21 protein-coding genes and 2 tRNA genes are annotated in these 25,837 nt (G+C 65.1%); 13 read left to right on the forward strand and 10 right to left on the reverse strand.

The annotated features are described in order from the left end of the window. Positions 1-12 precede the first annotated feature (12 nt). Positions 13-945: a DNA-3-methyladenine glycosylase family protein gene (locus AC0685_RS29875; protein WP_478228550.1), complete on the reverse strand. Its 933-nt coding sequence runs from the start codon at positions 943-945 to the stop codon at positions 13-15. A gap of 141 nt (positions 946-1,086) precedes the next feature. Between AC0685_RS29875 and AC0685_RS29880 the strand changes: the two genes are divergently transcribed. The 3 genes from AC0685_RS29880 to AC0685_RS29890 all read left to right on the forward strand — a co-directional run bounded on the left by AC0685_RS29880 (position 1,087) and on the right by AC0685_RS29890 (position 4,204). Continuing rightward, the gene (locus AC0685_RS29880) at positions 1,087-1,857 is read left to right on the forward strand and encodes a class I SAM-dependent methyltransferase (protein WP_478228551.1); all 771 of its coding nucleotides are present in this window, start codon (positions 1,087-1,089) and stop codon (positions 1,855-1,857) included. Next, positions 1,854-3,182 carry a M20 family metallopeptidase gene (locus AC0685_RS29885; protein WP_478228552.1) on the forward strand — a complete coding sequence of 443 codons (1,329 nt, stop codon included), beginning with the start codon at positions 1,854-1,856 and terminating at the stop codon, positions 3,180-3,182. The genes AC0685_RS29880 and AC0685_RS29885 overlap by 4 nt, the downstream gene beginning before the upstream one ends. 80 nt (positions 3,183-3,262) lie before the next feature. Further along, positions 3,263-4,204, forward strand: a complete 942-nt coding sequence (locus AC0685_RS29890) for a S1C family serine protease (protein ID WP_478228553.1) — start codon at positions 3,263-3,265, stop codon at positions 4,202-4,204. A gap of 86 nt (positions 4,205-4,290) precedes the next feature. Here the strand turns inward: AC0685_RS29890 and AC0685_RS29895 are convergent, their stop codons facing one another. Next, positions 4,291-4,668 (reverse strand): DUF3224 domain-containing protein, encoded by a 378-nt coding sequence (locus AC0685_RS29895; RefSeq protein WP_478228554.1) that lies wholly within the window; start codon positions 4,666-4,668, stop codon positions 4,291-4,293. A gap of 47 nt (positions 4,669-4,715) precedes the next feature. Continuing rightward, a complete protein-coding gene (locus AC0685_RS29900) occupies positions 4,716-6,239 on the reverse strand; it encodes a helicase HerA-like domain-containing protein (RefSeq protein WP_478228555.1) in 1,524 nt (507 codons plus the stop codon). 112 nt (positions 6,240-6,351) lie between these two features. Here AC0685_RS29900 and orn point away from each other — a divergent pair, with 112 nt between their 5' ends. The 3 genes from orn to AC0685_RS29915 all read left to right on the forward strand — a co-directional run bounded on the left by orn (position 6,352) and on the right by AC0685_RS29915 (position 7,419). Continuing rightward, the gene (gene orn, locus AC0685_RS29905; protein ID WP_478228556.1) at positions 6,352-6,960 is read left to right on the forward strand and encodes an oligoribonuclease; all 609 of its coding nucleotides are present in this window, start codon (positions 6,352-6,354) and stop codon (positions 6,958-6,960) included. A 77-nt stretch (positions 6,961-7,037) separates the two neighbouring features. Next, positions 7,038-7,113 (forward strand) — tRNA-His (locus AC0685_RS29910). A 162-nt stretch (positions 7,114-7,275) separates the two neighbouring features. Then, positions 7,276-7,419, forward strand: coding sequence for a hypothetical protein (locus tag AC0685_RS29915; RefSeq protein ID WP_478228557.1), 144 nt, complete (start codon positions 7,276-7,278; stop codon positions 7,417-7,419). A 124-nt stretch (positions 7,420-7,543) separates the two neighbouring features. Here the strand turns inward: AC0685_RS29915 and AC0685_RS29920 are convergent, their stop codons facing one another. Continuing rightward, entirely contained in the window at positions 7,544-8,764 is a 1,221-nt protein-coding gene (locus AC0685_RS29920) for a L,D-transpeptidase (protein ID WP_478228558.1), read from the reverse strand. A gap of 195 nt (positions 8,765-8,959) precedes the next feature. Between AC0685_RS29920 and AC0685_RS29925 the strand changes: the two genes are divergently transcribed. Then, positions 8,960-9,032, forward strand: a tRNA-Lys gene (locus AC0685_RS29925). Between the two features lie 40 nt (positions 9,033-9,072). Here the strand turns inward: AC0685_RS29925 and AC0685_RS29930 are convergent. Next, entirely contained in the window at positions 9,073-10,458 is a 1,386-nt protein-coding gene (locus AC0685_RS29930) for a tyrosine-type recombinase/integrase (protein WP_478228559.1), read from the reverse strand. A 97-nt stretch (positions 10,459-10,555) separates the two neighbouring features. On the opposite strand from AC0685_RS29930, the gene AC0685_RS29935 reads away from it, so the two are divergent. The 6 genes from AC0685_RS29935 to AC0685_RS29960 all read left to right on the forward strand — a co-directional run bounded on the left by AC0685_RS29935 (position 10,556) and on the right by AC0685_RS29960 (position 18,532). After that, a complete protein-coding gene (locus AC0685_RS29935; RefSeq protein WP_478228560.1) occupies positions 10,556-11,350 on the forward strand; it encodes a hypothetical protein in 795 nt (264 codons plus the stop codon). Between the two features lie 563 nt (positions 11,351-11,913). Then, the gene (locus tag AC0685_RS29940) at positions 11,914-13,185 is read left to right on the forward strand and encodes an SNIPE associated domain-containing protein (RefSeq protein WP_478228561.1); all 1,272 of its coding nucleotides are present in this window, start codon (positions 11,914-11,916) and stop codon (positions 13,183-13,185) included. A 49-nt stretch (positions 13,186-13,234) separates the two neighbouring features. After that, complete coding sequence (locus tag AC0685_RS29945) at positions 13,235-14,287, forward strand: DUF4917 family protein (protein ID WP_478228580.1); 1,053 nt, start codon at positions 13,235-13,237, stop codon at positions 14,285-14,287. A 228-nt stretch (positions 14,288-14,515) separates the two neighbouring features. Continuing rightward, positions 14,516-15,925, forward strand: coding sequence for a hypothetical protein (locus AC0685_RS29950; protein WP_478228562.1), 1,410 nt, complete (start codon positions 14,516-14,518; stop codon positions 15,923-15,925). A gap of 573 nt (positions 15,926-16,498) precedes the next feature. Beyond that, positions 16,499-17,338: a hypothetical protein gene (locus AC0685_RS29955; protein WP_478228563.1), complete on the forward strand. Its 840-nt coding sequence runs from the start codon at positions 16,499-16,501 to the stop codon at positions 17,336-17,338. Positions 17,339-18,190: 852 nt separating this feature from the next. Further along, positions 18,191-18,532 carry a hypothetical protein gene (locus AC0685_RS29960; protein ID WP_478228564.1) on the forward strand — a complete coding sequence of 114 codons (342 nt, stop codon included), beginning with the start codon at positions 18,191-18,193 and terminating at the stop codon, positions 18,530-18,532. 297 nt (positions 18,533-18,829) lie between these two features. Here AC0685_RS29960 and AC0685_RS29965 read toward each other — a convergent pair whose 3' ends face one another. The 5 genes from AC0685_RS29965 to AC0685_RS29985 all read right to left on the reverse strand — a co-directional run bounded on the left by AC0685_RS29965 (position 18,830) and on the right by AC0685_RS29985 (position 25,831). After that, complete coding sequence (locus AC0685_RS29965) at positions 18,830-21,085, reverse strand: nSTAND3 domain-containing NTPase (RefSeq protein ID WP_478228565.1); 2,256 nt, start codon at positions 21,083-21,085, stop codon at positions 18,830-18,832. Between the two features lie 503 nt (positions 21,086-21,588). Beyond that, positions 21,589-22,098, reverse strand: a complete 510-nt coding sequence (locus AC0685_RS29970; RefSeq protein WP_478228566.1) for a DUF6933 domain-containing protein — start codon at positions 22,096-22,098, stop codon at positions 21,589-21,591. 581 nt (positions 22,099-22,679) lie between these two features. Further along, the gene (locus tag AC0685_RS29975) at positions 22,680-23,828 is read right to left on the reverse strand and encodes a glycosyltransferase 87 family protein (RefSeq protein WP_478228567.1); all 1,149 of its coding nucleotides are present in this window, start codon (positions 23,826-23,828) and stop codon (positions 22,680-22,682) included. A gap of 102 nt (positions 23,829-23,930) precedes the next feature. Continuing rightward, entirely contained in the window at positions 23,931-24,593 is a 663-nt protein-coding gene (locus tag AC0685_RS29980) for a response regulator transcription factor (protein WP_340683625.1), read from the reverse strand. Beyond that, on the reverse strand, positions 24,590-25,831 hold the full coding sequence (locus AC0685_RS29985; RefSeq protein ID WP_478228568.1) for a sensor histidine kinase: 1,242 nt from the start codon (positions 25,829-25,831) through the stop codon (positions 24,590-24,592). The genes AC0685_RS29980 and AC0685_RS29985 overlap by 4 nt, the downstream gene beginning before the upstream one ends. Between the last annotated feature and the right edge of the window lie 6 nt (positions 25,832-25,837).

Below are 25,837 nucleotides of genomic sequence, written 5' to 3' on the forward strand. Positions count from 1 at the left end.
CGTGTCAGGCGGTCATCGAACTCCCGATCCCGCGCGTGCGAAACTCCCGTCGTTGCGCAGGGCGAAAGCCACCCAGCTGCGGAACGGCCGCCATACCGCAGACAACTCCTCCAACTCCTCGGGTGGCGCCATCGGCAGGTCGTACGCGGCCCGCATGGCCTCCTGTAACCGGGGCTCGCCACTGGGGAAGACGTCCGGATGCCCGGCACCACGGATCAGGATCAGCTGTGCCGAGAACGGGCCGATCCCAGGCAAGCGCTGCAACCAGCGCAACGCGTCCGGCACCGGCATCGCGCGCAGGTACGCGGCGTCGAGCAGACCGTCCTTGGCGGCGTTGGCCACCGCGCGCAACCGCTCGGCCTTCACCTCCGGCAGGCCGCGCCCTACCTCCGGCCCGGCCAGTACGTCCGGCGCCGGGAACGACCTGAGGACCTTCCCTCCGACGTCCACCGGCCTGCCGAATTCCTCGGCGAGCCGTCGTTTCACCGTGGCGGCCTGGGACATCCGCGCCCGGTGGCTCAGGATCGCCCAGCAGGCCGCTTCATAGGGCGAATGGAACAGCACCGGCCGCAGGCCGGGGTGCGCCTGCTGGAGGCGGCGCACCACGGGATCCGCCGTGCCGATCTTGGCGAAGCCGACGCCGTCGACATCCACCGACAGGATCCGCCGGACCTGGGCGCCGACTTCGACGGCGAGCCCCTCTTCGGCGAAGACCTCCACCTCGATCGAACCGGGCGATCTCTGTCTGACGGCCGCACCGACATGCTCCCAGCCCGCTTCGACGGGAAAGGCGAAGCGCAGGGTGCCGGGTTCGGCGGCCGCGTCCGCGCGGCACGCGGGCGGGAAATCGGTCAGGAAACGGATGGACTTGTCGAGGTCGAACGGGCCGCGCACCGGGATGCGGAGCGTGGTCGTGGCGGTGTGCTGCAGGATCGAGCCGGTCATTTCGTGCTCCTTCGGCTGGGGAACGGCGACTCCCTCCGACGTTAGAGACGGCCACCGACAGTTTCGGGTCGCGGCGGCGGGAATGTCGCGAACGGACCGGTCATGGCAGATTCTCCGGTGAGGACCGTGAAGGGAGCAGCCATGCCGGACCATCGCGAACGTCTCGAAAGCCTGCTGCGGCCGGGCACCACGCCCACCACCACCGGGAAGGGTTTCCTTGACCTGCTGGGAGAAATCCCGCAGGCGGGGCCGCCGACCGGACTCGCGCAGCGGCTGATGCGCACCTCCGCCGTGCCGATGATCTACGAGCGGCACTGGCGCCCGGCGCTGGGCAGGGTCGCGAAAGGACTGAACGGCCCGACGATGGCGGACGAGGTCCGCATCGCGATCGAAGCGCTCGGCCTGCGCGCCGGTCAGGTCGCGCTGGACGTCGCCTGCGGCACCGGCCGGTTCACCCGTGCCTTCGGCGAAGCGGTCGGGCCGGACGGCCTGTCGATCGGGCTCGACGGTTCGGTCACCATGCTGGAGAAGGCGCTCGCCGCGCCCAATCCCCCTTCGGTGACCTATCTGCGCGCCGACGCCGTCGACCTGCCGCTCGACGATTCCACTGTGGACGCCGTCTGCTGCTTCGCCGCGCTGCACATGTTCGCCGATCCGGACGCGGCGCTGGATTCGTTCGCCCGTGTGCTGAAACCCGGTGGCTCGCTGGTGATGCTGACCAGTGCCCGGCACAGCGATCAGCCGATGCGGCTCGCGGACACCGTCCTCGGCAGGCTGAGCGGGCAGCGGATGTTCGACCGCGGCGAGATCGCGAGCAAGCTGTTCCAGCGCGGTTTCGACCACGTCGAAGAGCGGTACTCCGGTGTCACGCAGATCGTCACGGGCGAGCTAGGAGTTAACATCCGGAAATGATCCGCTCTGAGCACGCTTCGCCGATTCCTCCCGACGACGGCTACCTCCGCTCGCTGGTCGACGCGACCGCGGACGCCGTCGCCGCGGCCGAACCCCTCGGTTCGCCCCATGACGGCGCGGACGCCGCCACACGAGACGCCGTAAGCGCCGACATCCGCGCGCTGGCGGCGGAATTGGTGGGGCTGAGCCAAGACCTGCACGCTCATCCAGAAGAAGGTTTCGCCGAACACCGCTCGGTCCGCGCGCTCGGCGACCTGCTCGAGCGGCACGGCCACGAGGTGACGATCGGCGCGGGCGGCCTCGACACCGCCTTGGTCGCGACCACCCCCGGCAGCGGGCCGCATATCGCGGTCCTCTCCGAATACGACGCGCTTCCCAGGCTCGGCCACGGCTGCGGGCACAACGTCATCTGCACCGCGGGCGCGGGCGGCTTCCTCGGCGCGGCGGCGGTCGCCGAACGGCTGGGCGGCCGGGTCTCGCTGATCGGCACGCCGGCGGAGGAAGGCGGCGGTGGCAAGGAGACGATGGCCCGCGCGGGCGTTTTCGACGACGTCGACGCCGTGGTCATGCTGCATCCGTTCAGCCACGACATCGCCATGCACCCGTTCCTCGGCAGGCGGCAGCTGGAAATGGTCTTCCACGGTGTCGGCGCGCACGCCTCGGCTCAGCCGTTCATGGGCCGCAACGCGCTCGACGCCGCCGTCGCCGCGTACCAGGGAGTCGCGGCGCTTCGGCAGCATCTGCCTTCCAGCGACCGCGTCCATGGGGTCTTCACCGACGGCGGCGCGCGGCCGAACGTCGTCCCCGAACGCGCGGCCCTGCTGTTCTATCTCCGCTCCGCGCAGCCGGACACGCTGCGCGACCTCGCCGAGCGGGTTTCGGCGATCGCGCGCGGTGCGGCGGAAATGACCGGCTGCGGAGTCGAACTGCTGTGGGACGCCCAGCCCGCGTATCTGCCGATCCGGTTCAACTCCACCCTCGCCGGCCGCTGGTCGGTGCACCAGGTCGACGCCGGCCGCAAACCGTTGCCGCCCGGTATCGTGCCCGAATTCCTCACCGGCTCGACGGATCTCGGCAACCTCTCCTACCGGATGCCCGCGATCCACCCGATGATCGCCATCGCCGGACCGACGACCGCCTTGCACACCAAGGAGTTCGCGGCCGCGGCCGGTTCGCCGGACGGCGATCGCGCGGTCGTCGACGGTGCGCTGGGGCTGGCGCTGACCGCCGTCGACTACCTGGCCGACGCGAAACTCCGCGCCGCGGTACACGAGGAGTTCGAGGCGTCGGGCGGAGCTTTGGACGTCCCGGCGTTCTTCGACTGAGCGTTCTCAGGTAATTCTTCTCAGGAAAGCACAGGGGGATTCCACAGGCGGTTCACAAGTACGGGCGCGAATCTTGCTCCATGACCGAGAACGAGAGTCGGCCAGGTCCCGCCTCAATCGGTGGGCACCAGCCGCCGCACCAGCAGCAGTACCCCGGTTACACCCCTTGGCAGGCCGCGCCGAATCCACTCGTCACCCCGCCACCACGCAAGAAGGGCGGCAGGGTCGCCGTCCTCGTCAGCGCGACGGCGCTCGCCGCCGCACTCGTCGGCGGTGTCGGCGGAGCGGCGATCACGGGGCTCGGCACCGCGTCGTCGGCGTCGGGCACGGGTTCGTCCGCGGTCGCCAACGGGCAACTGGTCGGGAACAACACTTCGGGTGACGTCAGCGGGGTCGCCGCGAAGGTGACGCCGAGTGTCGTCCAGGTGAACGTGACCACCGCGCAGGGCGAGGCGGTCGGCTCCGGCGTCATCCTGACTGCGGACGGGCGCATCCTCACCAACGCCCACGTGGTCGCCGACGCCGAGGGCGACGTGACCGTCACCCTGTCGGACGGCAAGCAGTACAAGGCGAGCGTGGTCGGCGCCGACACGAAGGCCGACATCGCCGTGCTCCAGGCGAAGGACGCGAGCGGCCTGACGCCGGCTTCGCTCGGCGACTCGAGCAAGCTCGCCGTCGGCCAGCAAGTCGTCGCGATCGGCTCGCCCGGCGGACTGCAGAACACCGTGACCACCGGGATCGTGAGCGCGCTGAACCGCAAGCTCGACGAGTTGAGCAGCGGCCAGGAGCGGCGCTCGCCCTACAGCAGGACCACGAACGAAGCCGGGCCGAGCTACACCGCGATCCAGACCGACGCCCCGATCAACCAGGGCAACTCGGGCGGGGCGCTGGTGGACGCGCAGGGGAACGTCATCGGCATCAACTCGGCGCTGTACAACCCGGCCTCGACGGGCAGCATCGGCATCGGTTTCGCGATCCCCATCAACGACGCGAAGAAGATCGTCGAGCAGATCGTCGGCTGACCCGGCCGTCTGGACCGCGTCAGGGGGCGGCCCAGCCGGTGAGCGTGTGAAGGACTCCTCCGGGGGAAGGAGTCCTTCACACGCGTTCAGAGTTCGTAGCTGAGGGTGAAGGTGTGGTTGCCCTCGTCGTCCTGGACGATCTCCGCCGTTCCGGTGATGCCTGCCAGCTCACCGTGACCGGAGCCCGGCAAGACGATCAGGTGGTGCCCGTTCTCCCCCGCCGAGTGATGCAGGACGAAGCCGCCCTTGCGCCCGTCGACGGAGACGGCCAGCCGCTCGAAGGCGACGTACGCCGACGACGTCTCGTTCACCGCGGTCAGCATCTCCACGGCGCTGGCCCCTTCGACGTCACCGGTGAACGTCTTGGTCAGCAGCACCCGTGAGAACTCGGTGCCTTCGGCCTTCTCGGTGGCTTGCGGATCCCAGCCGTCCACGGTGAACGACGCTGTCGCGGTGTTGGTCATGCCGCTGACCCTGCCGGACATACCTGACAGATCCCGTCAGGTTTTCCTCACCGCCTCCGGTTCCCGAAGAGACCACGGGTGATCTCCCGTCCCAGCGCGCTCGCCGCCGAGCGGAGGAACGACTTCACCGCCGGGTTCTTCATCGCCTGCTCGACCATGCCGGGGCCTTCCTTCTCCGGTTTCGGAGCCGGCGCCTCCGGAGCAGCCTCACCGGCGGGCGGCGCGGCCACCTTCGCGGCGAGCTTCTCGTAGGCCGACTCACGGTCGATCGTCTCGGAGTACTTCGCGTGCAGGTCCGAAGACGTCGTCGCCGCTGTGATGGCTTCGGCGCCGATGGAGCCCATCTTCGAACGCGGAGCACGCAGGCGGGTCCACGCGACCGGCGTCGGCGCACCCCGCTCGGAAAGCACGGTGACGATCGCTTCGCCGATACCGAGCGACGTCAGCGCCGAGTCCAGCTCGTAGTGCTTCGTCTTCGGATACGTCTTCACCGTCTTCGTCAGCGCCGCCTGATCCTCGGGCGTGAACGCGCGCAACGCGTGCTGCACCCGCGCGCCCAGCTGGGACAGGACGTTGTTCGGGATGTCCGTCGGGAGTTGCGTGCAGAAGAACACGCCGACACCCTTCGACCGGATCAGCTTCACGGTCTGCTCGATGCGCTCCAGGAACGCCTTCGACGCGTCGTTGAACAGCAGATGTGCCTCGTCGAAGAAGAACACCAGCTTCGGCTTGTCGAGGTCGCCCTCCTCGGGCAGCTCCTCGAACAACTCGGCCAGCAGCCACATGAGGAAGGTCGAGAACAGCGCGGGCTTCGACTGGAGGTTGTCCAGTTCCAGCAAGGTCACGATCGCCTTGCCGTCGACCTCGCGCATCAGATCGTGGACGTCCAGCTCGGGCTCGCCGAAGAAGTCCTCGCCGCCCTGAGCCTCCAGATTGGACAGCGCGCGGAGGATCACCCCGGCCGTCGCGGCCGAGACGCCGCCGATGCCCTTGAGGTCCTCCTTGCCCTCGTCACTCGTCAGGTGCGTGATGACCGAGCGGAGGTCCTTCGTGTCCAGCAGCGCCAGCCCGCGCTGATCGGCCCAGTGGAAGATCAGGCCGAGCGTCGACTCCTGGGTTTCGTTGAGCCCCAGGACCTTCGACAGCAGGATCGGGCCGAAACTCGTGATCGTCGCCCGGATCGGCGACCCCTTCCCACCCGTGCCCAGCGACAGGAACTGCACGGGGAAGGCGGCGGGCTCCCAGGAGTCACCCAGTTCTTCCTCGCGCTTGGCGATCTTGTCGTTGCTCTCGCCCTGCGCGGCGAGCCCCGACAGGTCACCCTTCACGTCCGCCAGCACCACCGGCACTCCCGCGGCCGACAGCTGTTCGGCGATCAGCTGCAGGGTCTTCGTCTTGCCGGTGCCGGTCGCGCCCGCGACCAGCCCGTGCCGGTTCAGCGTCGCCAGCGGCAGGCGGACCGCGGCGCCGGCGTCGGCCTTGCCGTCGATCATGACCGCGCCGAGCTCGACCGCCGCGCCCTCGCTCACGTACCCCTGCGCGATCTCCTGGGCTGGACCTTGTTCGACCACTGTCGCTCCCTGGTCTGTGACATGACTCACCTGAGGATGCACACGCTGCCAGCAACGCGCCGAACCCGCACGTCGCGCGTCACGAATCCCCGGGTCGGGTTAGGGTTCCGGGGTGAACGACCGCCTAGTCTGGATCGACTGCGAGATGACGGGGCTCGACCTCGGCAAGGACGCGTTGATCGAAATCGCCGCGCTGGTGACCGACGCCGAGCTCAACGTCCTCGGCGAAGGCGTCGACATCGTCATCCACGCCGACGACGAAGCTCTCGACGGCATGCCGGAGGTCGTCCGCGAGATGCACGCCCACTCCGGCCTCACCGAAGAGGTCCGGCGCTCCACCGTGACCATGGAAGAAGCCGAGCAGCGCGTGCTCGAGTACATCCGCGCGCACGTGCCCGAGGCGAACGTCGCCCCGCTCGCCGGCAATTCCATCGCCACCGACCGCGGCTTCATCACCCGCGACATGCCCCTTCTCGACGCGCACCTGCACTACCGCATGGTCGACGTCTCGTCGGTGAAGGAACTCGTCCGGCGCTGGTACCCGCGGATCTACTACGCCAAGCCCGAGAAGGGCCTCGCGCACCGCGCGCTCGCCGACATCAGGGAATCCATCGGGGAGCTCGACTACTACCGTCGCGTCGCCTTCGTCCCGCAGCCCGGCCCGACCACCGAACAGGCCAAGGCCGCGGCCGCTGAAGTGCAGGAACGCCACGAAGGGTAACCCGTTGCGAGCCCCTGAAACGGGCACGCTAATATAGTGCGGCCGAGGTGGTGGGGAGTTCCCCGAGCCCGGCGATGGTGGGCGTAGCTCAGCTGGTAGAGCACCTGGTTGTGGTCCAGGAGGTCGCGGGTTCGAAACCCGTCGCTCACCCCATCACCCCAGTCTGTTCGGGGCCTTCGGCCCCTCCAAACGGGCTGGGGTTTCGCCTTTTTCGGGGCCGAGCCCCCGGACCCCCATCAGATCGGTGCCGTGAGGGGCGATCGTCCCGGGCGGATTTGCGCAGCCTCTCCGCCGAACCAGATACCGGCACCGGCGATGACGTCGACACCCGTCACGACCGTGACGGTGAGCCCGCCCAAGCCGACCACATCGGCCAAGAAGTCACCGTGGCGCTGCGAGCCCGGCTACCCGAACTGCACCAAGGCCCAGTCTCAGAAGTACCTCGCCGAGCTCGAGTAGCAAAGACGCGTCCGTGATCCAGAGAAGACCTGGGACACCCTCAACGGGACACCCGAGCCCGGAACGCCATGAGGGGTCCCCTTAGGACGTATTCCGTCCTAAGGGGACCCCTCATGGCAATGGGTCAGTTCCGGTCGCCGCCGGTCTTCCAGTCGTCCCACGACATCTGCCACACCGACCAGCCGTCGGTCGGCTCGAGCACCTGCGGCCCCGAGTTGGTGACCGTGATGATGTCACCCTTCTTCGAAGTGTCCATCAGCCACTTCGCGTTCTCCGTCGACAGGTTGATGCAGCCGTGGCTCACGTTCCGCTTGCCCTGAGAACCGACCGACCACGGTGCCGAGTGATAGAAGATGCCGCTGTTCGACATCCGCACCGCGTACTTCACGAACGTCCGGTAGCCGGCCTTGCTGTCCGTCGGGACGCCGTACGTACTGGAGTCCATCGTGTACCCGTTGTGCTCGCTCATCACCGTGTAGGTCCCGGCCGGGGTGCTGCTCGACGGCTTGCCCATCGAGATCGGCATCTGCTTGACCTCTTGGTCGTTCACCACGACCTTCATCTGGTGCGTGCCACCGTCCGCGGTCGCGACCAGCTTGTCCCCGACGACCACCTTGGCGGGCTTGTCCTCGCGGCCGAAGGTGTTGTTGCCGAGGTTCTTCCCGTAGATCGCCGCGTTGACCGAGATCTTCGTGCCCGGCTTGAAGTACTCCTTGGGCCGCCACATCACGGTCTTCTCGCCGAACCAGTGGAACGCGCCCTCGGCCTGCGGCTCGGTGACGATCTTCAACGCCTTCTCGGTCGCCGCCTTGTCCGGCACGTTGCCGGTGAAGGTGAAGATCAACGGCAGGCCGACGCCGACCGTCTCGCCTTCGACCAGGTTGATCGAGACGCCGATCTGGCGGCCAGGCTTGGCGGTGGAGAACGTCGAGGTCGCGGTGACCGGCTTGCCATCGGTCCCGGTAGCGGCCGCGGTGACGGTGTAGGTCTTGCCATAGCCGAGCGGTTCCGCCGACTCCCAGCCCGTACCGTCTTCCTTCGGCTTGCCCGCGACGACCTTGCCGTCGGCGCCGGTCAGTTTGACCTCGCCGACCTTGCCGTCGGCCACGGCCACCGTGACCGGCTCGCCGGGCGCCACGTTCGCCGCACCCTGTGCCGGGGTCAGCGTCATCACGGCCGGCTTCGGCTCCGGCGCGGGCGCCGCACTCTGCTGCGAACCCCCAGGAGCACCACCCTGCGACGGCGATTCACCCGACGGTGTACTGCTGCACGCGGCCAGTGTGAACCCGGCCACCAATGCCACCACAGCCACCCGCGACCGCCCCGTCGCTCCCCAGACCCTCATGCACACCGCCCGTTTCGCGTGGTACCAACCCCAACGTCTGGCTATAGTCTGCCTGACCGGCCGCAACGCTCGCGGCCGGATGGCCGAATACGTCCCGGCCCGTCGTTAGGGGACCCCCCTGAAACGGGCCCCAGCAACCCTGTGTTAATGTTTTCCACGTCGCCGAGGGGAACACCAAAGCGGCGGAACAAGCAGGCGCCATTAGCTCAATTGGCAGAGCAGCTGGCTCTTAACCAGCGGGTTCGGGGTTCGAGTCCCTGATGGCGCACAGTTAGAAACCAAAGCCCACCAACGATTTTCCCGTCATTTCAGGGATGCCGTTGGTGGGCTTTGTTGATGTGTGAGCCCGAGGTGGGGCCACCGTGAGCCCGGTCAAGGGCCTCTCCACGGCAAATGAGGCGCGGACCGCGTCCGGTGCCCTCGCCCCGTCGTTGCCGACCGCGAGTGGCCCGTGACCTGCAGATCTTCTGTCCCCGTTCGTAGCCGGCGCGACGAACGAGGCTCGCGGTCGCTTCGGCGCTCGCACGGGCGAGGGACGGGAGCACGCTGGTGTAGGTGTCGGCCGTCAGGACGATGCTCGCGTGGCCCAGCAGCGCCTGCACCGTCTTCAGGTCATTCCCTGCGGCCAACGACAGCGTCGCCGCACCGTGCCGGAGGTCGTGGAACCGCACCGGCGGCAGCCCAGACTCGGTGACCAGCCGACTGAACGCGTGCGACATGTAACTCGGGCTCCACTCACGCGCGAACACCCAACCGTCCGGAGCGCCTCCCCCTGTCTGATGCTGGGAGGCACGCAGCCGAGTCAGCAGCGCCACGGTGCCCCGGTCCAAGGACACCGTACGACCGCTGGCCGTGGTCTTGGGCAGGCACACCACTGCTCGGCCGTCTCGCTCCTGGATCTGGTGCGTCACGGTCAGGGTCGCCTCACCCAGGTCGAGGTCGCACCAGCGCAGGCCAAGGACCTCGCCACGTCGCAGCCCGGTCAAGGCCGCGACATGGAACAAGGGGTGCAGCGGGTGCTGCCCAGTGTGCCGGAGAAACGCCGCGGTCTGTTCGGCCGTCCACACCGCCACTGGTGGACGTTCCCCGGTCGCCCGCCACACCGCCACCCTCGCGTCCGTCCACACCACCGGACGCGGCCGCTGCGGCGAGGGCAGCTCCACCCACCGCGCTGGATTGCTCGTGATCAACCCACGCCGGATGGCGCCGTTCAACGCGGCACGCAGCACCTCCCGCATCCGTTGCACTGTCGCCGCCGACAACGGCCGCGCCCGCGTCGCATTCGCGCGCAGCAGGCCCGTGAACATCGCCTGCACCCGCCCGATCGTCAACTCCGCCAGCACCACGTTGCCAAGGCGAGGCTTCAAGTAATCCCGAACGAGCTGGGTATAGATCGTCCGAGTCGCCGGACGGATCGTGTGACGAGTCGCCAGCCAGATATCCAGCCACTGCCCCAGCGTCACCAGACTCAGATCAGGATCAACATCATCACCCCGCCAATACCGCCGAGCCTGCGTAGCCGCCGTCCGCGAGGTAAATCCGCCACGCCGCAGCCGGCACCTCCCAGCATCCCGGCGCCCCGGCAACTCCACCGTGAAATACCAGCTACCGTGCCCCCGCACCGGCAGCCGCGGACACCGCGGACCAAACCGACGTCCCGTCTCCTGATCAACACACCCACACCGCTTCCACACACCACGCTCACATCACGACTCCCTGACTCTGATCTATTCCGTCAGACCAGGATGCGCTCATCTTGAGCCGATGGCGAAATCCGAGTAGTAACGTCCTATGGCTGCATTCCACAGTGATCCAGACCTAGAGCAGCAACTACTTGCTCAGCTTGAGTGGGTCGAACTGCACCTGAAAAACCATGCGAACCTCGTCGGCGACGGCGAAACCGATCCCGGAACAAGTGATTGGTGGGCCAGCGCGACCGTACGCGTCCTGCCGGACGAGGACGAAGCCGACGGCATCAACCCCTGGCACGAAATCGAAGGCACGGCACTCTCGACGAAACGACTCGACGAGGAAGCTCTCGACGTCACGATATTCGAAGCCAACGGGTTAACCCTCGACCTCCAGCACGTCAAAAACATCCACGTCGCACTCGATGCCCGTAGCGAGGACTACGCAAGATTCATCCCCCTCTTCGGCGGCCGCGATCAATTCGGTTTCGTCACACTCCGGGATGACCTCGAAGATGGGGCCGAGTCGCTCGGCAGCCACGTCGTCATCATCGATCGAGTACAGCTCGCGCCGGCCTGGCGCGGCCTCGGCGGAGTCGGACGGCTACTCACCGCCCGCCTGCTCCGCTGGGTCTGCGCCGACCCGCGCCTCGTCGCTGTACTGCCGTTCCCCATCGACCTCGACCGCGCCCTGCTCGAAGACGACTCGGCCTTCGAACCAGCACTCGAAAAAGTACGCCGCACCTGGGCAGCACTCGGATTCCAACCCGCCATCGATCAGCTGTGGATCATGGATCCCGCCATCGGAACACATAACAACGCCGTCACCCAAATCGAACAGTCCCTCCGACTCAGTAACGAACTGGGTAAAGAGGCGCATCACGTGCCCGAAATGTAGCAGTCCGCCGTGCTGGTTGGTGAACAACGAACATCTGCCACTTCGATCGCAGGCGAACAGCGCCTTGCAAGAGGCCACGGCGGCGATGCCGCATACCTCCGTTGACTTCATCGCGCGAGACGCGGTTGCTAACGTCGGCGCATTTGCCGACGAGGGATGCAGCTTCCACGCACAACCGAGGCCAGACCGTGTAACACACTCTCACGAAACCGCGACTTCTGCGGTGATCAGGAACAGCGGAGGGTAGTGGTATGGGGTATAGGTTCAATCCGCCACCGAACTGGCCGGCAGTCCCCTCCGGATGGGCGCCTCCGCCCGGCTGGCAGCCACCAGCCGACTGGCCCGCACCGCCGAAATTCTGGCAGCTGTGGACACTTGATCCCGAGCCACGGTCTCAAACGGCGCCCGTCCAAGCAGGACCCGGTCCCGCAGCATCGAGCAAGCCTGGATTGTTCGGCTCCCGAAAACGGGTTCGAGACCTCGAAGCCGAACTCAGCACGGAGACCGCCAAGTTCCAACAAGCGGCATCCCAAGTTCGCGAACTCGGTACACACAACGCTACGTTGAGCGCGAAACTGGGGGATCTCAACGCCAAGTACACCGAGCTTCGCGGCAAGGACGCGCTGGAGGCAGAGCGAGAAATCCGGCAGATGCGCCAGACTGTCGCCGAACTCGGGCAAGAGGCGCAGAAACAACGAGACGCCCAGGCACAGAGCCAGAAGGACGCCGAGGCACAGCTGGCCTCGATCCGACGGCAGACCGACGACGCGGCAATCAAGCTCAAGTCACTGCACGGCCAAATCGTCGAGACTGAAGAAATCACGCTGCTCCAGGAGGCCGGAATCTACGAGTTCCGGCACCGGCTTGCCGACGCCGTGGCCTACAAGGCCGCCCTGCAGCGTCTCAAGGATTCCATCAAGATCTCCGCAAAGAACAACCATGCGATCACCGCGACCACAGACTGGACCGTGAACGGTTCCACCGTCGAAGGCCAGCGCATGGTCAGAGACTTTTCCAAGCTCATGCTGCGCGCCTACAACGCCGAAGCGGACAACTGCGTGAGATCCATGCGCCCCTACCGACTTGACTCCGCCAAAGACCGTCTGACCAAGACCCGTGAAGTCATCTCTCGTCTCGGCAAAACCATGAAGATCAACATCTCTCCCAGTTATCACAAGCTGCGCCTCGAAGAACTCGAGCTCACTGCCGACCACCTCGCGAAGGTCGAAGAAGACAAGGAGCGCATCCGAGCTGAACGGGAGCGGCAACGGGATGAACAGCAGGCTCAACGAGAGTTCGAACGCGAGAAAGCCAGGCTAACCAAAGAAGAGGCACACTGGCAGAACGCCCTGCAGAAGTGGGCCACATCTGGCGACGAGCAGCAAGCCGCGGCTGCACGGGCAAAGCTGGACGAGATCGGTGACGCAATCAGAGGGGTTGAGGAGCGCGAAGCAAACATCCGCACTGGGTGGGTCTACGTGATCTCCAATGTTGGATCGTTCGGCGACAGTGTCGTTAAGGTCGGATTGACCCGGCGGCTCGATCCGCTCGAACGCGTTCGTGAACTCGGCGACGCCTCGGTTCCGTTCAGGTTCGACGTCCACGCCAAGATTTTCGACGCCGACGCTGTGAGCCTGGAAACGCGGCTACACCAGCACCTTGCCGACCGGCGCGTCAATCGAGTCAACCTCCGGCGCGAGTTCTTCTACGCCACTCCAGCCGAGATTCTCACGATCCTCGAAGACATGGGCCTGAAGGACAACCTCCTGGACTACGTCGAGGAGCCGGAAGCACAGGAATGGCGTTCCAGCCAGCAGTTGGCCCGCGACACATAAGCCCGGATACTCTCGATAGACCCGGATTCGAGGTGGACCAGTGGACGTCATGGACTACAACGAGGCCATCGCCTGGCTGAGCGAAACGACGAACTCCAAGGGCAGAGCGTTGCCCACTCGACTGATACTGGGAAACGGATTCAGCATCGCGTTCGACCCCGCCAGATTCTCATACTCGGCTTTGCGATCCCAGGCTGAGAGCCAAGGCATGCTCAGCCTCACCGCCCAGCACCTTTTCCATAAATTGGATACTCAGGACTTCGAGATCGTTATCAAGACGCTCGAGGACGCCGCTATTGGGCTCTACGCACTCGATGCAACGAAGTACTCGGCGGAAGCCGCGATACTTAGTGAGGAAGCCTCGAAACTCAAGGACGCACTGGCACATATCCTCGCGGCCCTTCACCCTGAGCGACCGCACGAGATCGACGGCGAGGTATATCTACGTGTCCGCAGGTTCCTAGACCAGTTTGATGGGATCTATACTGCGAACTATGATCTCCTGCTCTACTGGACTCTTATGCAGGACTTCCCCAAGTCAGCCCTGAAGACAAGACAAGCGGACGACGGTTTTCGAGATCCTGGGCAAGCTGCCGACTACGTCGTGTGGAACCACCTGGATCCCTACTCGCAGACTGTATTTTACCTCCACGGAGCCCTTCACCTGTACCGCAGCGAGGGTGGTTTGAAGAAGCTGACGTGGCGCCGGACCAACGAACCGCTGATCGACCAGATCCGCGCCCAGCTCGAAGCGGACTCGTTCCCTCTATACGTGGCAGAAGGGACGAGCAGCGAGAAGCTGACCCGTATCGGCACCAGTGACTACCTCGGTCGCGCGCTTCGGTCACTCGCAGCGATCAGCGGCGGTTTGCTGTCGTATGGGATGTCGTTCAGCAAGAACGACGCACACATTATGGACGCCATCGTCCACTCGAAGATCACCCGACTGGTCGTATCCCTCTTCGGCGACGTCGCCTCGCCGTCAAACGAAGCGACGATTAAGGCCGTACAGGACATGCAATCACGTCGAGCGACGTCGTACGCGAAGGTCGGCTTGGAGATCGCCTTCTTCGACGCACAATCCGTCCGACTGTGGAACTGAGCTGCCGTCCTACAAGGGGACTCACTCGGGTCGGTAGTACCGCTGGGCCGAACGAGTGGTGTGGAAGGCAGCTGAGCGGACGGTTTCCGCTGTTCACCGGAGAAGGCATACGCAGCGTCAACTGTCCTGCGCGGATCGTCATCCTTCAGGCGGCAGACAAACTCCGGGAAATCCGGTGAGTTGGAAGGCGGTGCATCACGGCGGACGCACGAGGGGACGGGGATAACCATGGAGCTCAGAGATGCGTTGGAAAAGCTCTTGCAGAGCTCTCATGTGGCGATTCACTCCACCGCAGAGCTGTCCGGAGCCGTAGCCCGCTACATCGCGAAACAAGACGAGAAGCGTTCCAAAGACGAAAAACCGGAGGTGCTGCGCAAGCCTGAAATCGGGCCCGTCCCTCCGGCCGAACACCGAAGCGGCTTCACGATCACGCCGTGGGAGTTGCTGCAGACGTTCGGCCGCGCGACCACGCTGTCCGGGCAGAACCCGTCGCGCGGCCTCTCCCAGCATTGGAACTGCTTGCGCTACCTCACCACGCTGGAAGCTCATGGCGGCCGGATGGCACTCTCACCCGACGGACATGACCCGAGGTATCACCGCAAGGGTGTGCAAGCGCAGGAACTCGGTGCAGCGTTCGCGCTGACTGCGGCGCGGGAGATCTTGCAGCGAAGGCATTCTGGGTACCGTTTCGAGCCCGTTGACGTGGACCTCGCACTCGACGCAGGCTGGGCACTGCGGGGTCAAGGTGCGGAGGCGAAGGGCACACGACGGAGCAGACCTGGGCATTTTCTCGTTGGCAGGAAAGCCGGTGAGCCCTTGCGCATCGCGCTGGTCGACGGACGTGGGTCACACGGTCAGCCCAGCGCGCAGCACAGTCAGCTGATGGCCTCGGCCGAGCGGGTCCAAGTGATCGCACTCGGCGATGGTCGCGGCAGTGCCGATCCGCTGCCGAGCCTGCTGATGTCGACGGCTTTCGTCGCGGAAGGCGGGATCGAGATACGCCTGCTCGATCCCGTGGGCGGCGGTGTACTCGCCGAACCAGGCAAGCCCTCTCCCGACCCGTACGGCCCGGTGCAGGAAGAGAACTTCTTCCCGGACATCCAGACCGTCGACGCACAGGGCCAGACCTCGAGCCGTCCCGGTTTCCACATCACATCGGACAGGTTCGAGTGGTTCTCCCGGGTGTTGGTCCGCGCAAGCGCTGCAGCGCTCCTGACTTTCGTCGGTGATCGCGACAACGCGTACAAGTACCTGACCGTGCGGCAGCAACGGCGACTAGGCGCCGATCACTCTCCGCAGGCAGTCAACGCGGAATGTGACGTTCGCATCGAACTCGGCGGGATCGCATTCGTCGGAACCGACCACGTCTTCCGGTTCGCACGTGAGCGAGTCGAGGTCTTCTCGGCGATGCCGAAAGAACTCCACGAGATCCTCAAGACGGGTGACGGCGCCCGGGCCTACGCGGAGAAGATGCCGGAGGTGGTCGCCGAGTGCAAGAGGCACTGGGCGGCGGTACAGCGGGACTGGACGGGAATCATAACCATGGATGGCGATGGAGCGGTCATGGCGCTCCGCATATTGGAGAGCGAAGGGCGACCGCTCGAAGCGATCCCCGAACCGCAGGAAGGACCCGCATAAAGCGCAAAGGCCACCTCGCGGGAGTGGATACCCGCAAGCTGACCTTGACCAGCGTCCCTGCTTATTCGTAGATCTCGCCCTTGGCGGCCTTCTCCACCAGCGAAGCAGGCGGCTCGAAGTGGTCGCCGTACCAACGGCTCAGCCACGTTCAACGCCAACGTCACCACACTCAAGGTCAACAACAGCCGCCGAGCCGGCCGGATCACCTGGAGTTGGGAGGCACGCAGCCGAGTCAGCAGAGCTATCGTGCTTCGGTCCAGGGACACCTTGCGGCCACTGGCCGCGGTGTTCGGCAGGCACACCACCGCTTGGCCGTCCCGCTCTTGAATCTGATGAGTCACCGTCAAGGTCGCCTCGTTCAAATCGAGGTCGCACCAGCGCAGGCCAAGGACCTCGCTACGCCGTAGCCCTGTCAAGGCCGCGACGTGGAACAAGGGCTGCAGCGGACGTAGGTAAAGATAAGCTCCACAAGCTCCTGCTGGGTGCGTGTTTGTCGTGTGATCTCGCCAACCTTCTTAGCTGTAGCTGTAAGCTGGGGAACTACGTCAGATTTAAGACGCGAAGGGTGTCGAAGTGGCCGGACTTGACATGCAGTGGGTCGCAGTACAAAGTGTTCTTGCGTCAACTGACCCGATTGCCGCTTACGGCGGCATTGCCATCAGTCGCGGCGCCTTGGATAATATGGCCAAGGCTCTCAATGCAGGAACGGTTCCAATGTCGGCTAATCATGATATCCGCCAGGGGATTCGTATGCGAACAGCCGCCGCAGGCGTGCGCGAAAAGGCGGCAGGTGGGTTTGAGCTTTTTATGACTTTCGAAATGCATCCCGACGACTGGGAAAAATATGGACACCTCCCAGGCATGTCCCACACAGCTATTGAGGCCATACGGATCGACGAAGTTGCCCAAAAGTCGATTGTTGCAAAATTCTCTGCTGATGCCGCATGGTTTGACGATGACGTGATCGTTTCCGCATCGCGCGCAGTTCAGTCCGCGATCGAGCAGAATCCAGCAGTCGAGACTCCTGGGGTCCTACCCAGCAGGGTTTACCAGTTTTCTATCGTGCCGGACGCTCGAATTATCATCGAGATAAGCCTGGCTCTTTTCAATGCACTTGGACCAAACTTGGCCGCCTCCGCAATCTGGGATGGCCTAAAGCTGGCTATTGCGCGCCGGCGTATCCCGAAGGGTGGAAATACGTCTGCAAAGACTACGATCGAAATTAAAATGGACAATGAGGAAAGTTCCATCACTGCGTGCGTAAGCACAGACGACAGCGTGGTGGCAAATGCGGCAGTCCAAGCACTCGGAGATGCTGTCTCGAAATTCTCATTTCCGGAAACGGGCAAGCGAATTCTGAACTGGACTCATGACCCGAAGGATGGCGATGGCGAATGGAAAGAGATTCAGTAGACGGTTCGCGAACCATACGCTATTCGGCATGAGCAGACACGGGCCGACAACAGCGTTCAACTGGCCAAATGAATATTGCGAAAGATAGTCCGCCGGACCTGGAAGCGATGTCCACCGGCGCCGAGATGACGCGTCAGCAGCGACGAAGATCACCTACGACTGCCGCACAGCAGCCGGACTCTCGCACCAATTCTCCTAGTGAAGATATGGAGCACAGCATCGCCCACAACAGCAGCCAACGACGTTGAGCCACATTGATCAGAGTACAACAGCTCCAGTCGACCAGCGAGTTCACGCTGACCGCAGGTCAGCGTGAACTGCTTGAACCTGACTGGAATTGAGGTGGCCAGGGGTTCGAGTCCCCTTAGCTCGACCGAAGATTCGACTTTGTTGTTCTGACATGCGTTTTGTTCGCAGGGAAACCCTCTTGCTCGCAACACGAGCAAAGAGGTTCCCCTGCTCAGGGCCTGTTGTTCTGTTCTAATCCCGTACGGTATCGACTTGGGGCCGAAGCTGCGGCGCCCTCATCGCCCACCCTGCCGGAGGCCAGACCCGATGTGAGATCTCCTGCAGCACCGGGTAGGCCTGCGACCTTCGTCCATGACCTGGTAAAAGCGCCGGACTCACGGTAAGCCATCCTGATGGTCTGGCTACGTGCGCGCGAAACAGACCGATGCGCCCCCGAACTTCGCAGTCCGCCGGCGTCACGGTCAGCTGGCGCCGTCTTCGAACACGCCGGGCATCCGTGACCCATCCGCTGTAACGCCATGGCGGCGGTGGCCGACCATCGCAGATGAGATCACCACACGCGCCTGCGAATGAAACCCAACCCAAGCCCGAGACGAGGCCACGATGAGCAATGAGAGCCATGGAGGAGACAGTGGCGGGAACTATATGCAGTTGGGGGATGCCCGCAACCCGGTCCACGTCTGGTACGACGAGAACACCGCCTCGATCCACCTGACCTGTAACGACCCACGCCTTACCGACGAGCAAGGCCAGAAACCCGGATTCCGCGCCGTTTTCAACACAAATCCGAGATCAGCCGACTACAATCCCGGCAACTACAACCGGCTAGCTCGATTTCTGCGGCAGCAGGGCAAACACGCACCCGACGAGGCTCCGCTGCACCCGCGCCGCTTGGACCGTCGCGCACAGGTGATCGAGGAACTCGCCATCCACCGCTCCGAGTAACCCGTGCCAGCCACCCTCACCAGACCGTGTCGAACTGGGCCAGGTCGCTACAGCATTCGACACACCACATAAATTTGGCTACTCGCCCTCTTCAGTACTGGATCCGCAGGGCAACTGGGTAAGCGCTCAGGACGACTGCTCGGAGAAAGCCCGCGGCGATGGATCGGCACGCCGCGTTGTTTGAGGATGTCGCTGACGGTCCGCCGTTCGATGCCCTGTCGGGCTTCGAGGTGGTGGTCTGCCTCCATGACTAGTCGTCGGCCAACGTCGGGAGGTCGAAGAACGATGTCGACGCGCTCAATCTTCCCGAAACGTCGAGAACATCGAGTCAGTCCGTCCAGGTTGATCCACAAGAGCCGAAGTCAAAGTCAATTGCCCGGGCGGGACGCGGAAGGGTTCCGGGTCCTGGTCAACGTACTTCCGGGCGCGGTCGTACTCCTCCACCAGACCATGGTTCTCCGTCTCCAGATAGTCCAAGATCTCGTACAGTGACTCCTCGGCGACGTCGGCATCGTGGTCCGGATCAGACCACTTCTCCAGTTCTTCGATCGCCAGTTCGCGCTTCCGATCTTCGACCTCGCCCTCCGCCATCTCCATCAGCTCGGGACTCAACGGCAGCAGGTCGTCCAGAATCGCCAACAGCCGCTGGAGATCCTCCCACTCATAGATTTCGGCCATCGCCGTCGAGTAGGTCCATTCCGCGAGCCTCCTCGCATGGCTACGCCATTCCGGCACGGATGACGCCGCGACGTCGATCGTCAGCTCGTAGAGCGTGCTGGCGCTGGTATGCGAGTCGTGCCCAAGCTCCGCGAGGAACACATCACCGATCGACGCAAGCTCGACCGACGCACCGGTTTTACCGAGCGCGATTATGAACGCCACTTCGGCCGCCGCGTGGTCGTTGCGGTCCTCGCCGAGGAGTTCTCCTGGTTCCGGGATCTGGGCGATCGCATCATGAAACCGACGGACCCGGTCGACGACCGCGGTGCGTAGAGCAGGCCGGTTCACTTGGGTGGCCGCCGTCCAAACGGTGAGGAGCTGGTCGAGGTACACCGCCGAATCGCACAGTGTCCCGATGAGCTCCGGGTGCCTGGTCAAATGACCGTGGAGGAAGTCGACGATCGAAGGGTTGCTGAACTCGACCCGGCTGCCCCGGCCTCCGCCGAACTTCGCGATGACAGGTTCAAGACGGCGCAGTGACCGACGGAACCGGCGGTCGGTGTCGGAAGTCGCACCCAGTCCGACGTGCGCTCGCCAGGCATCGCGTAGTCGGTCATGGTCCGCGGAGCGGTTGGCCGTGTAGAGCGTGAGCACTAGGGCCAGCGCATCCGCGTCGAGCACCTCTTCAACCAGCCTTTCCCACAGGTGGGCCGGGTTTTCGAAGTTCAACAGAATGGCGGCCGCGACGTTCCCCGATTCGCCTGGCGAGAGCTCGACGACCTCAGCGATCGCGTGTTCCAAGAGCCGCGGGCTGTAGTTACGGTGGCGAACGATCGGCCAGTAGGCGGCCGGCGCCGCCAACTGAGCACGCTCCCCCGGCTTCAGGCCGGAGAAATAGACGTGGTTGTAGAAGATCTCCGCCCGGATGTCGGCCGTCAAGGCCGCCGCGTCAATAGTGCATTCATAAGGGTCGAGGCCGCGGGCGTCCAAGCGCTCGTGGTGTTCTCGCACTTGCTGGACAAGATAGTTTCGGCAGGTGAGGACCAGGCGCTTGGTCGTCGAGCTCTTCACCATGCGCAGCAACCGCGGCAGCTCTTGGTTCGCCAGCCGGGCTGCGCCTTCGTCCAGCGTCGTCTGGCCGACGAAGTCGTCGACGAAGAAGATCTGCCTTTCCTCGTCATCCCACATGCGATGGACGTCGTCCAGCCGGTTCGTGGCTTCAATGATCGTGAAACCTTCAGCCTGGTAGTCCGCGAGGAGGACGTGAGCCAAAGTGGTCTTGCCAGCGCCGGGAGGGCCCACGATCAGACAGCTGTGCTGTCCATCGAGCAACCGGCGGGCATGGTCCCGGCCAGGATGGGGAGCAAAGCGCCGCAGGCTCTCATCGATGTCAAGCGCGAGCGCCCGGGACCGGAGGAGGATGTCCCGGTTCAGCAGCGAACCGAGAACGGCGGTGCTGGCGAGCCAGAGCCGAGTGTGGCGGCGCACGATCTCCGGATGCTTCCGGAGCAGAGCGACGATCTCGTGCGCACCGTAGATGTCTCCAGGGGACTGCACGAAACCGGAGAAGATCTCGGCGATCTCGTCCTTCGCGCCGACGGTAAGTTCCACCGTCGTGGCGACGAGGTAACGACTCGGCGCGAGGCGTTCGACTTTGGGGCGCTCGACCTTCCGGAGGTGCCTGACTAGGGCATCTCGTCCCGACTTCATCCAGTGCTTGCACTGGATGACCGTCTTGCCCTCCGAGGCTGGGCCGATGTAGCGGAGGTCGATCCCGCCATCACGGCCAGGGGCGAAGACTTCGAGCGGGCGACCGAGGACGACCTCGAAAAGGTCCTTGCAGAGCTCCTCGAAATCGAAGTCCGTCAAGCGGCCGAGGTCGTAACCATCCACCCCTGGACCTTACATCTCCAGGAGCGATGGCAACCGTGCTCTTAGGATCGCCCCTTGACTTCGTTTGCGCCGATCTCGCTAAAGAGCGTCCACGCCGCGCTCCAGCGGTTCGCGCATCCACACAGTGTCGACGTTGTTGCGGATCGGCGCGCCGAAGTAGTCGGTTGCGGTAGATGAGGTGCGGTACGTCGACACTTGGCGGCACCACGACCGCGAGCGCCTGTTCCGGTTCCTCGCCGAGCAGGTAGAAGCCAAGCCCGAACACCGACAGGTGAATACTCCGGACAGCGACGTCGCGATAGCTGCGCTCGTAGGTCTCGTCCGCTTCGCCGACGTCTACCCTGGGAGTTTTTGCCCTCTTCTGCTCCTCATCGACACCGTAAACGATCAGTCCACCGCCGAGGACCAAGAGGGACCGGCCACGTCGACAACATCACCCTCGACGCGCTCACCGACGTCGCCACCTATCTCCTCTGAAGTAAGGCTTTTGAAGTCTGCCGCGATCATGCGCGCACATCAGATGCGATCGCAGTCACAGCGACTGCCAACTCACGGTCGGGACTCACGTTTCTGCCGTACAGCGGTCCGCACGGAGTCCTGCTCAACCGGACGGCGAGCGCGACCAGGTCCACTGCGGGATCGGCGGCGCGGTAAATCTCGGCGAGACGCGCGAACTCGGTCATCACACCTACAACGCTCCGATTCGCGGTCACACCCCATTCGACGGTCCGCATGTACTGCTGCTCCTGGTTGACGACCGCCGCAGGCACATCATGTGCGGCCAGCACAGCACTAACTTGATCAGCGATCCTGTCGGCCAACGTCGACGCGGGCGCAAGCGGCATCAGCACCGGCAGCAACGTCGCCTCGTTGACCAGCAGCACAACCCGCGGCCGCCAGAACAGAACAGTCGCATACCACGGACCCAATAACGTCGTGCCACGTTCTCGATCCGGCACAGTGGACGGGCCGACCAGACTCAGCAGCTTCTTCGTGGCACATATAACCAGCACCGGCCCAATTCTGCCCCACCGGACGCTACAACTGCGTACAGGCGCTCGCAGGTGTCGCGCAGACACCACGGGATCGCGGCTCGACTGGTGCGCCCGAGCAGAGCACGAGACCCGTTACCGCGTCGGGCAACTACCGCACACGGCTCTCACGAGGATGTACCCCGACGTGGTGGAACTACGCGACAGAATCCGACACGTGCGAGCCCGAGACGAGCCCGAGAGGTCCGAAACAGTCCGACACCAGGCGACACACCCCGACACCACGGACACCACCCGACCAGACGAAAAGGTCTTGTTCGGCATTACTCGACACCATCCGACACACCAAGGTTCCGACTCTTAACCAGCGGGTTCGGGGTTCGAGTCCCTGATGGCGCACAGTTCCGAATCGAAGCCCACCAACGGTCTTATCCCGGATTTCCGGATGCCGTCGGTGGGCTTTGATCGTAGGTGCAGCCGACGTGTCACCCCGATTCAGTTACCGACCGCCACCAGCCGTGCCCGCGACGACGTGCTGCGCTGCAAGGGCACGGCCTTGTCCGTCAGGGGTACGGAGGCACAGGTCTTCAGGGTGAGCACGATCATCTCCCCCGCGCCACGGCCGAAACGGCGGTCTCGCTGTCCACATCGGATAGCCGGCGGTAGAGAACGAAGATCAGGGCGAGCGCCGCGATCAGGTAGGCATTGCCGACGACGGCTTGGCCGAAGTTCCACGTTCGTTCGGCGCCGCCTCCACCAGGAACCACGGCGACGGTCCAGCCCGTGAACACGACGGCGGCAATGCCCATCGCCGGCCGCCTGGCGCACAGGTAGCCGAGGGCGGGCACCACCCAAACCCAATGGTGCGTCCACGAGATCGGGCTGACCAGCAAGGCGCAGCCGGCCGTCACCAGCAGGGCGGCGGGGTCGTCGCCCGCGCGGTGGAGACGTCGGACGAGCCACATCATCACCACCGCGCAGAGGACCCCGAAGCAGCCGATCAGCACTGTCGCGATGCTGTCCTCCGGCAGCGTACGTGCGATGAATCCTTGCCACGACTGGTTTCCCACCCAGCCTTTCATCTCCGCGAAGTGACTGTTGAAGATCGCGGACGTCCAGTAGCGCAGGGAATCCTTCGGCAGCAGAACGAACGCGAGTGTCGTCGCGCCGAGGAAGGCGGCCAAGGCGCGGGCCGCGTCGGCGATCCGCCGGACGAGCAGGAGGTGGACGATGAAGATCAGCGGGATCAGTTTGACCGCCGCCGCGAGTCCGATCCCGATTCCGCGGAAGCGCGATTCGCGCAGCAGCAGCACATCCGCGACCACGACGGCCATCAGGAGAAGATTGACCTGGCCGAGCCCGATCGTCTGCCATACAGGTTGCAGCGCGAAGGCGCCGAGCAGCAGGAGCGGGACGTATGCGCGCTCGGTGAAAGGCCGGAGCGCGACATAGAGCGAAGGTGCCGCCGCGATCGCCAGCAGCCCCCAGCACACGTGTGCCGGCAGCGCGGTCAGCGGGACGAAGAGCAGCGCGGCGAACGGCGGATAGGTGAACGGGAGTTCCGGCGCCCAGTCGGGTAATGCCGTCAGGTGTGCGTACAGCGGCTCCCCGTGGAGCACGGCGGACCCACCGGCGCGGTAGACGGCCGAGTCGACCCCCAGCGGGATGTCCGAAAGCCACCAGACGAACGCGATCGCGACGAGCACGGTGACCGCGGTGCCGACCGCGGTCAGGGCGTTGATCCGAACCATGGGTGAAACGATCTCCGTTTCGAGGCCGCGGCACATCGCCCGGCGGAACCGTCTTGTCCCCGCTACCCGGGTACCGCCGGACGGCGAACCCGTACTCCGGTACTAGGAGTCGCTGCCCGGCACGATGAGCCCTGCCTCGTAGGCGACCACGACGGCTTGGGCGCGGTCACGGACGCCGAGTTTGGTGAAGACCCTGCTGACATGGGATTTCGCGGTCTGTTCCGCGATCACCAGCGCTCCGGCGATCTCGGCGTTGGACAGGCCGCGCGCGATCAGGCGGAGCACGTCGGTTTCCCGCGCGGTCAGGTCCGCCACCCGGGTGTTGCCCGCCTGCGCGGCGGCGTGGGTCCGGGTGAACTCACCGACCAGCCGTTTGGTGATCGCCGGCGCGAAGAGCGCGTTGCCCGCGGCGACCACCCTGACGGCCGTGACCAGGTCGTCCAGCGGAGCGTCCTTCAGCAGGAAGCCGCTGGCACCCGCCCGCAGTCCGCCGAACACGTACTCGTCGATGTCGAAGGTGGTGAGCATCAGCACGCGGATCTCGTGCCACCTCTCCACGATGCGCCTGGTCGCTTCGAGCCCGTCCAGCCCGGGCATGCGGACGTCCATCAGCACCACGTCCGGTGCCAGTTCGGCGCAGAGGGCGACGGCGGCGGCCCCGTCGGGCGCCTCGCCGACCACCCGGATGTCGTCCTGCGCGTCGAGCACGGCGCGGAAACTCTGCCGGACCATGGTCTGGTCGTCGGCGATGACCACCGTGATCACGGTTCCGAACGCCCCCCGTCGTCGAGTGGAACCGTCAGCGCGACCCGGAAACCACCGTCCGGTCTCACCCGCGCCTCAAGATCCGCCGCGAGCATAGCGGCCCGCTCCCGCATTCCCAGCAGCCCGTGACCGGTGCCGGTCTGCCCGGTTCGCAGCGGCCGCTCCCCTGGCCCGTTCTCGATCACCAGCCGGATCGACCGCGGGCCGGTCACGAGTTCGACGGACACCGGCGCGCCGGGAGCGTGCCGGATCGCGTTGCTGAGCGCCTCCTGCACGATCCGGCAGACCGACAGCGCGACCCCGGCGGGGACGGCGTCCAGGTCGCCGCCGACGTCGAGCTCGCACGGGGTGCCGACGGCCCGGACCCGCTCGACGAGTTCGGAAACCATCGCCAGCCCCGGCTGCGGGGCGATCAGGACCTCGCGGTCCTCCGAACGGAGGACACCGAGCAGTCTGCGCAGTTCGGTCAGCCCTTCGCGGGCCGTCCCGGCGAGGTCGGCGAACTCGCGCCACACGCCGTCGTCGACGTCGGCCTTGCCGGGACCGGCGAAGCGGAATCGTGCCGAATCCGCCCGCAACGCGAGGACGGACATGTGATGGGCGACCACGTCGTGCAGCTCGCGCGCGATGACGGCGCGTTCTTCCAGCACCGCCGCCCGTCTTTCCTCGGCGATCCGGCGGTCTTGCTGCGCGACACGGGCTTCGTCGGCGAGACGGCGCTGGCGGACGGTGTTACCGAGGAAGAAGAGCGCGCCGGCCAGCACCGCGAGCAACGCCCCGTCCCGCCAATCGCGCAAGAAGGGCGCCATGACGGCGAACGAGATCAGCGCCACGCAGGTCAGTTCCCGCTGGTCGTTGCCCACCCCGACGAGGTAGAAGACGACAGCGGCGGCGAGCGCGAGGCCGGGAGACCACGGCCAGCTCCAGAATTGGACCATCTGCGGCAGTGTCGGCGGCGTCAGCACGATGCCCACGAGCAGCACCCGCCAGCCCCACAGCGGTGAACGGATCGCGAGCAGACAGGGCAGCACGCTGAGGACGACGTTGAACGTCTTCACCGCGGGCGGTGCGGAAACGATCGCGAAGGTGAGGAAACCCGCCCATAGGCCGAATCCGGTGAGAGCGACGCGGCGCAGGGTGCGCAGCCCCGCCGAGCGCGTCGGCGGGGTGTCCGTGCCGGTGAATGCCACGTGGCGGAAGGTTTCCCACCATTCCCGCGGACGCTGTCGGTCGACCATCGAAGA

The organism is Amycolatopsis sp. NPDC043889 (assembly GCF_056435645.1).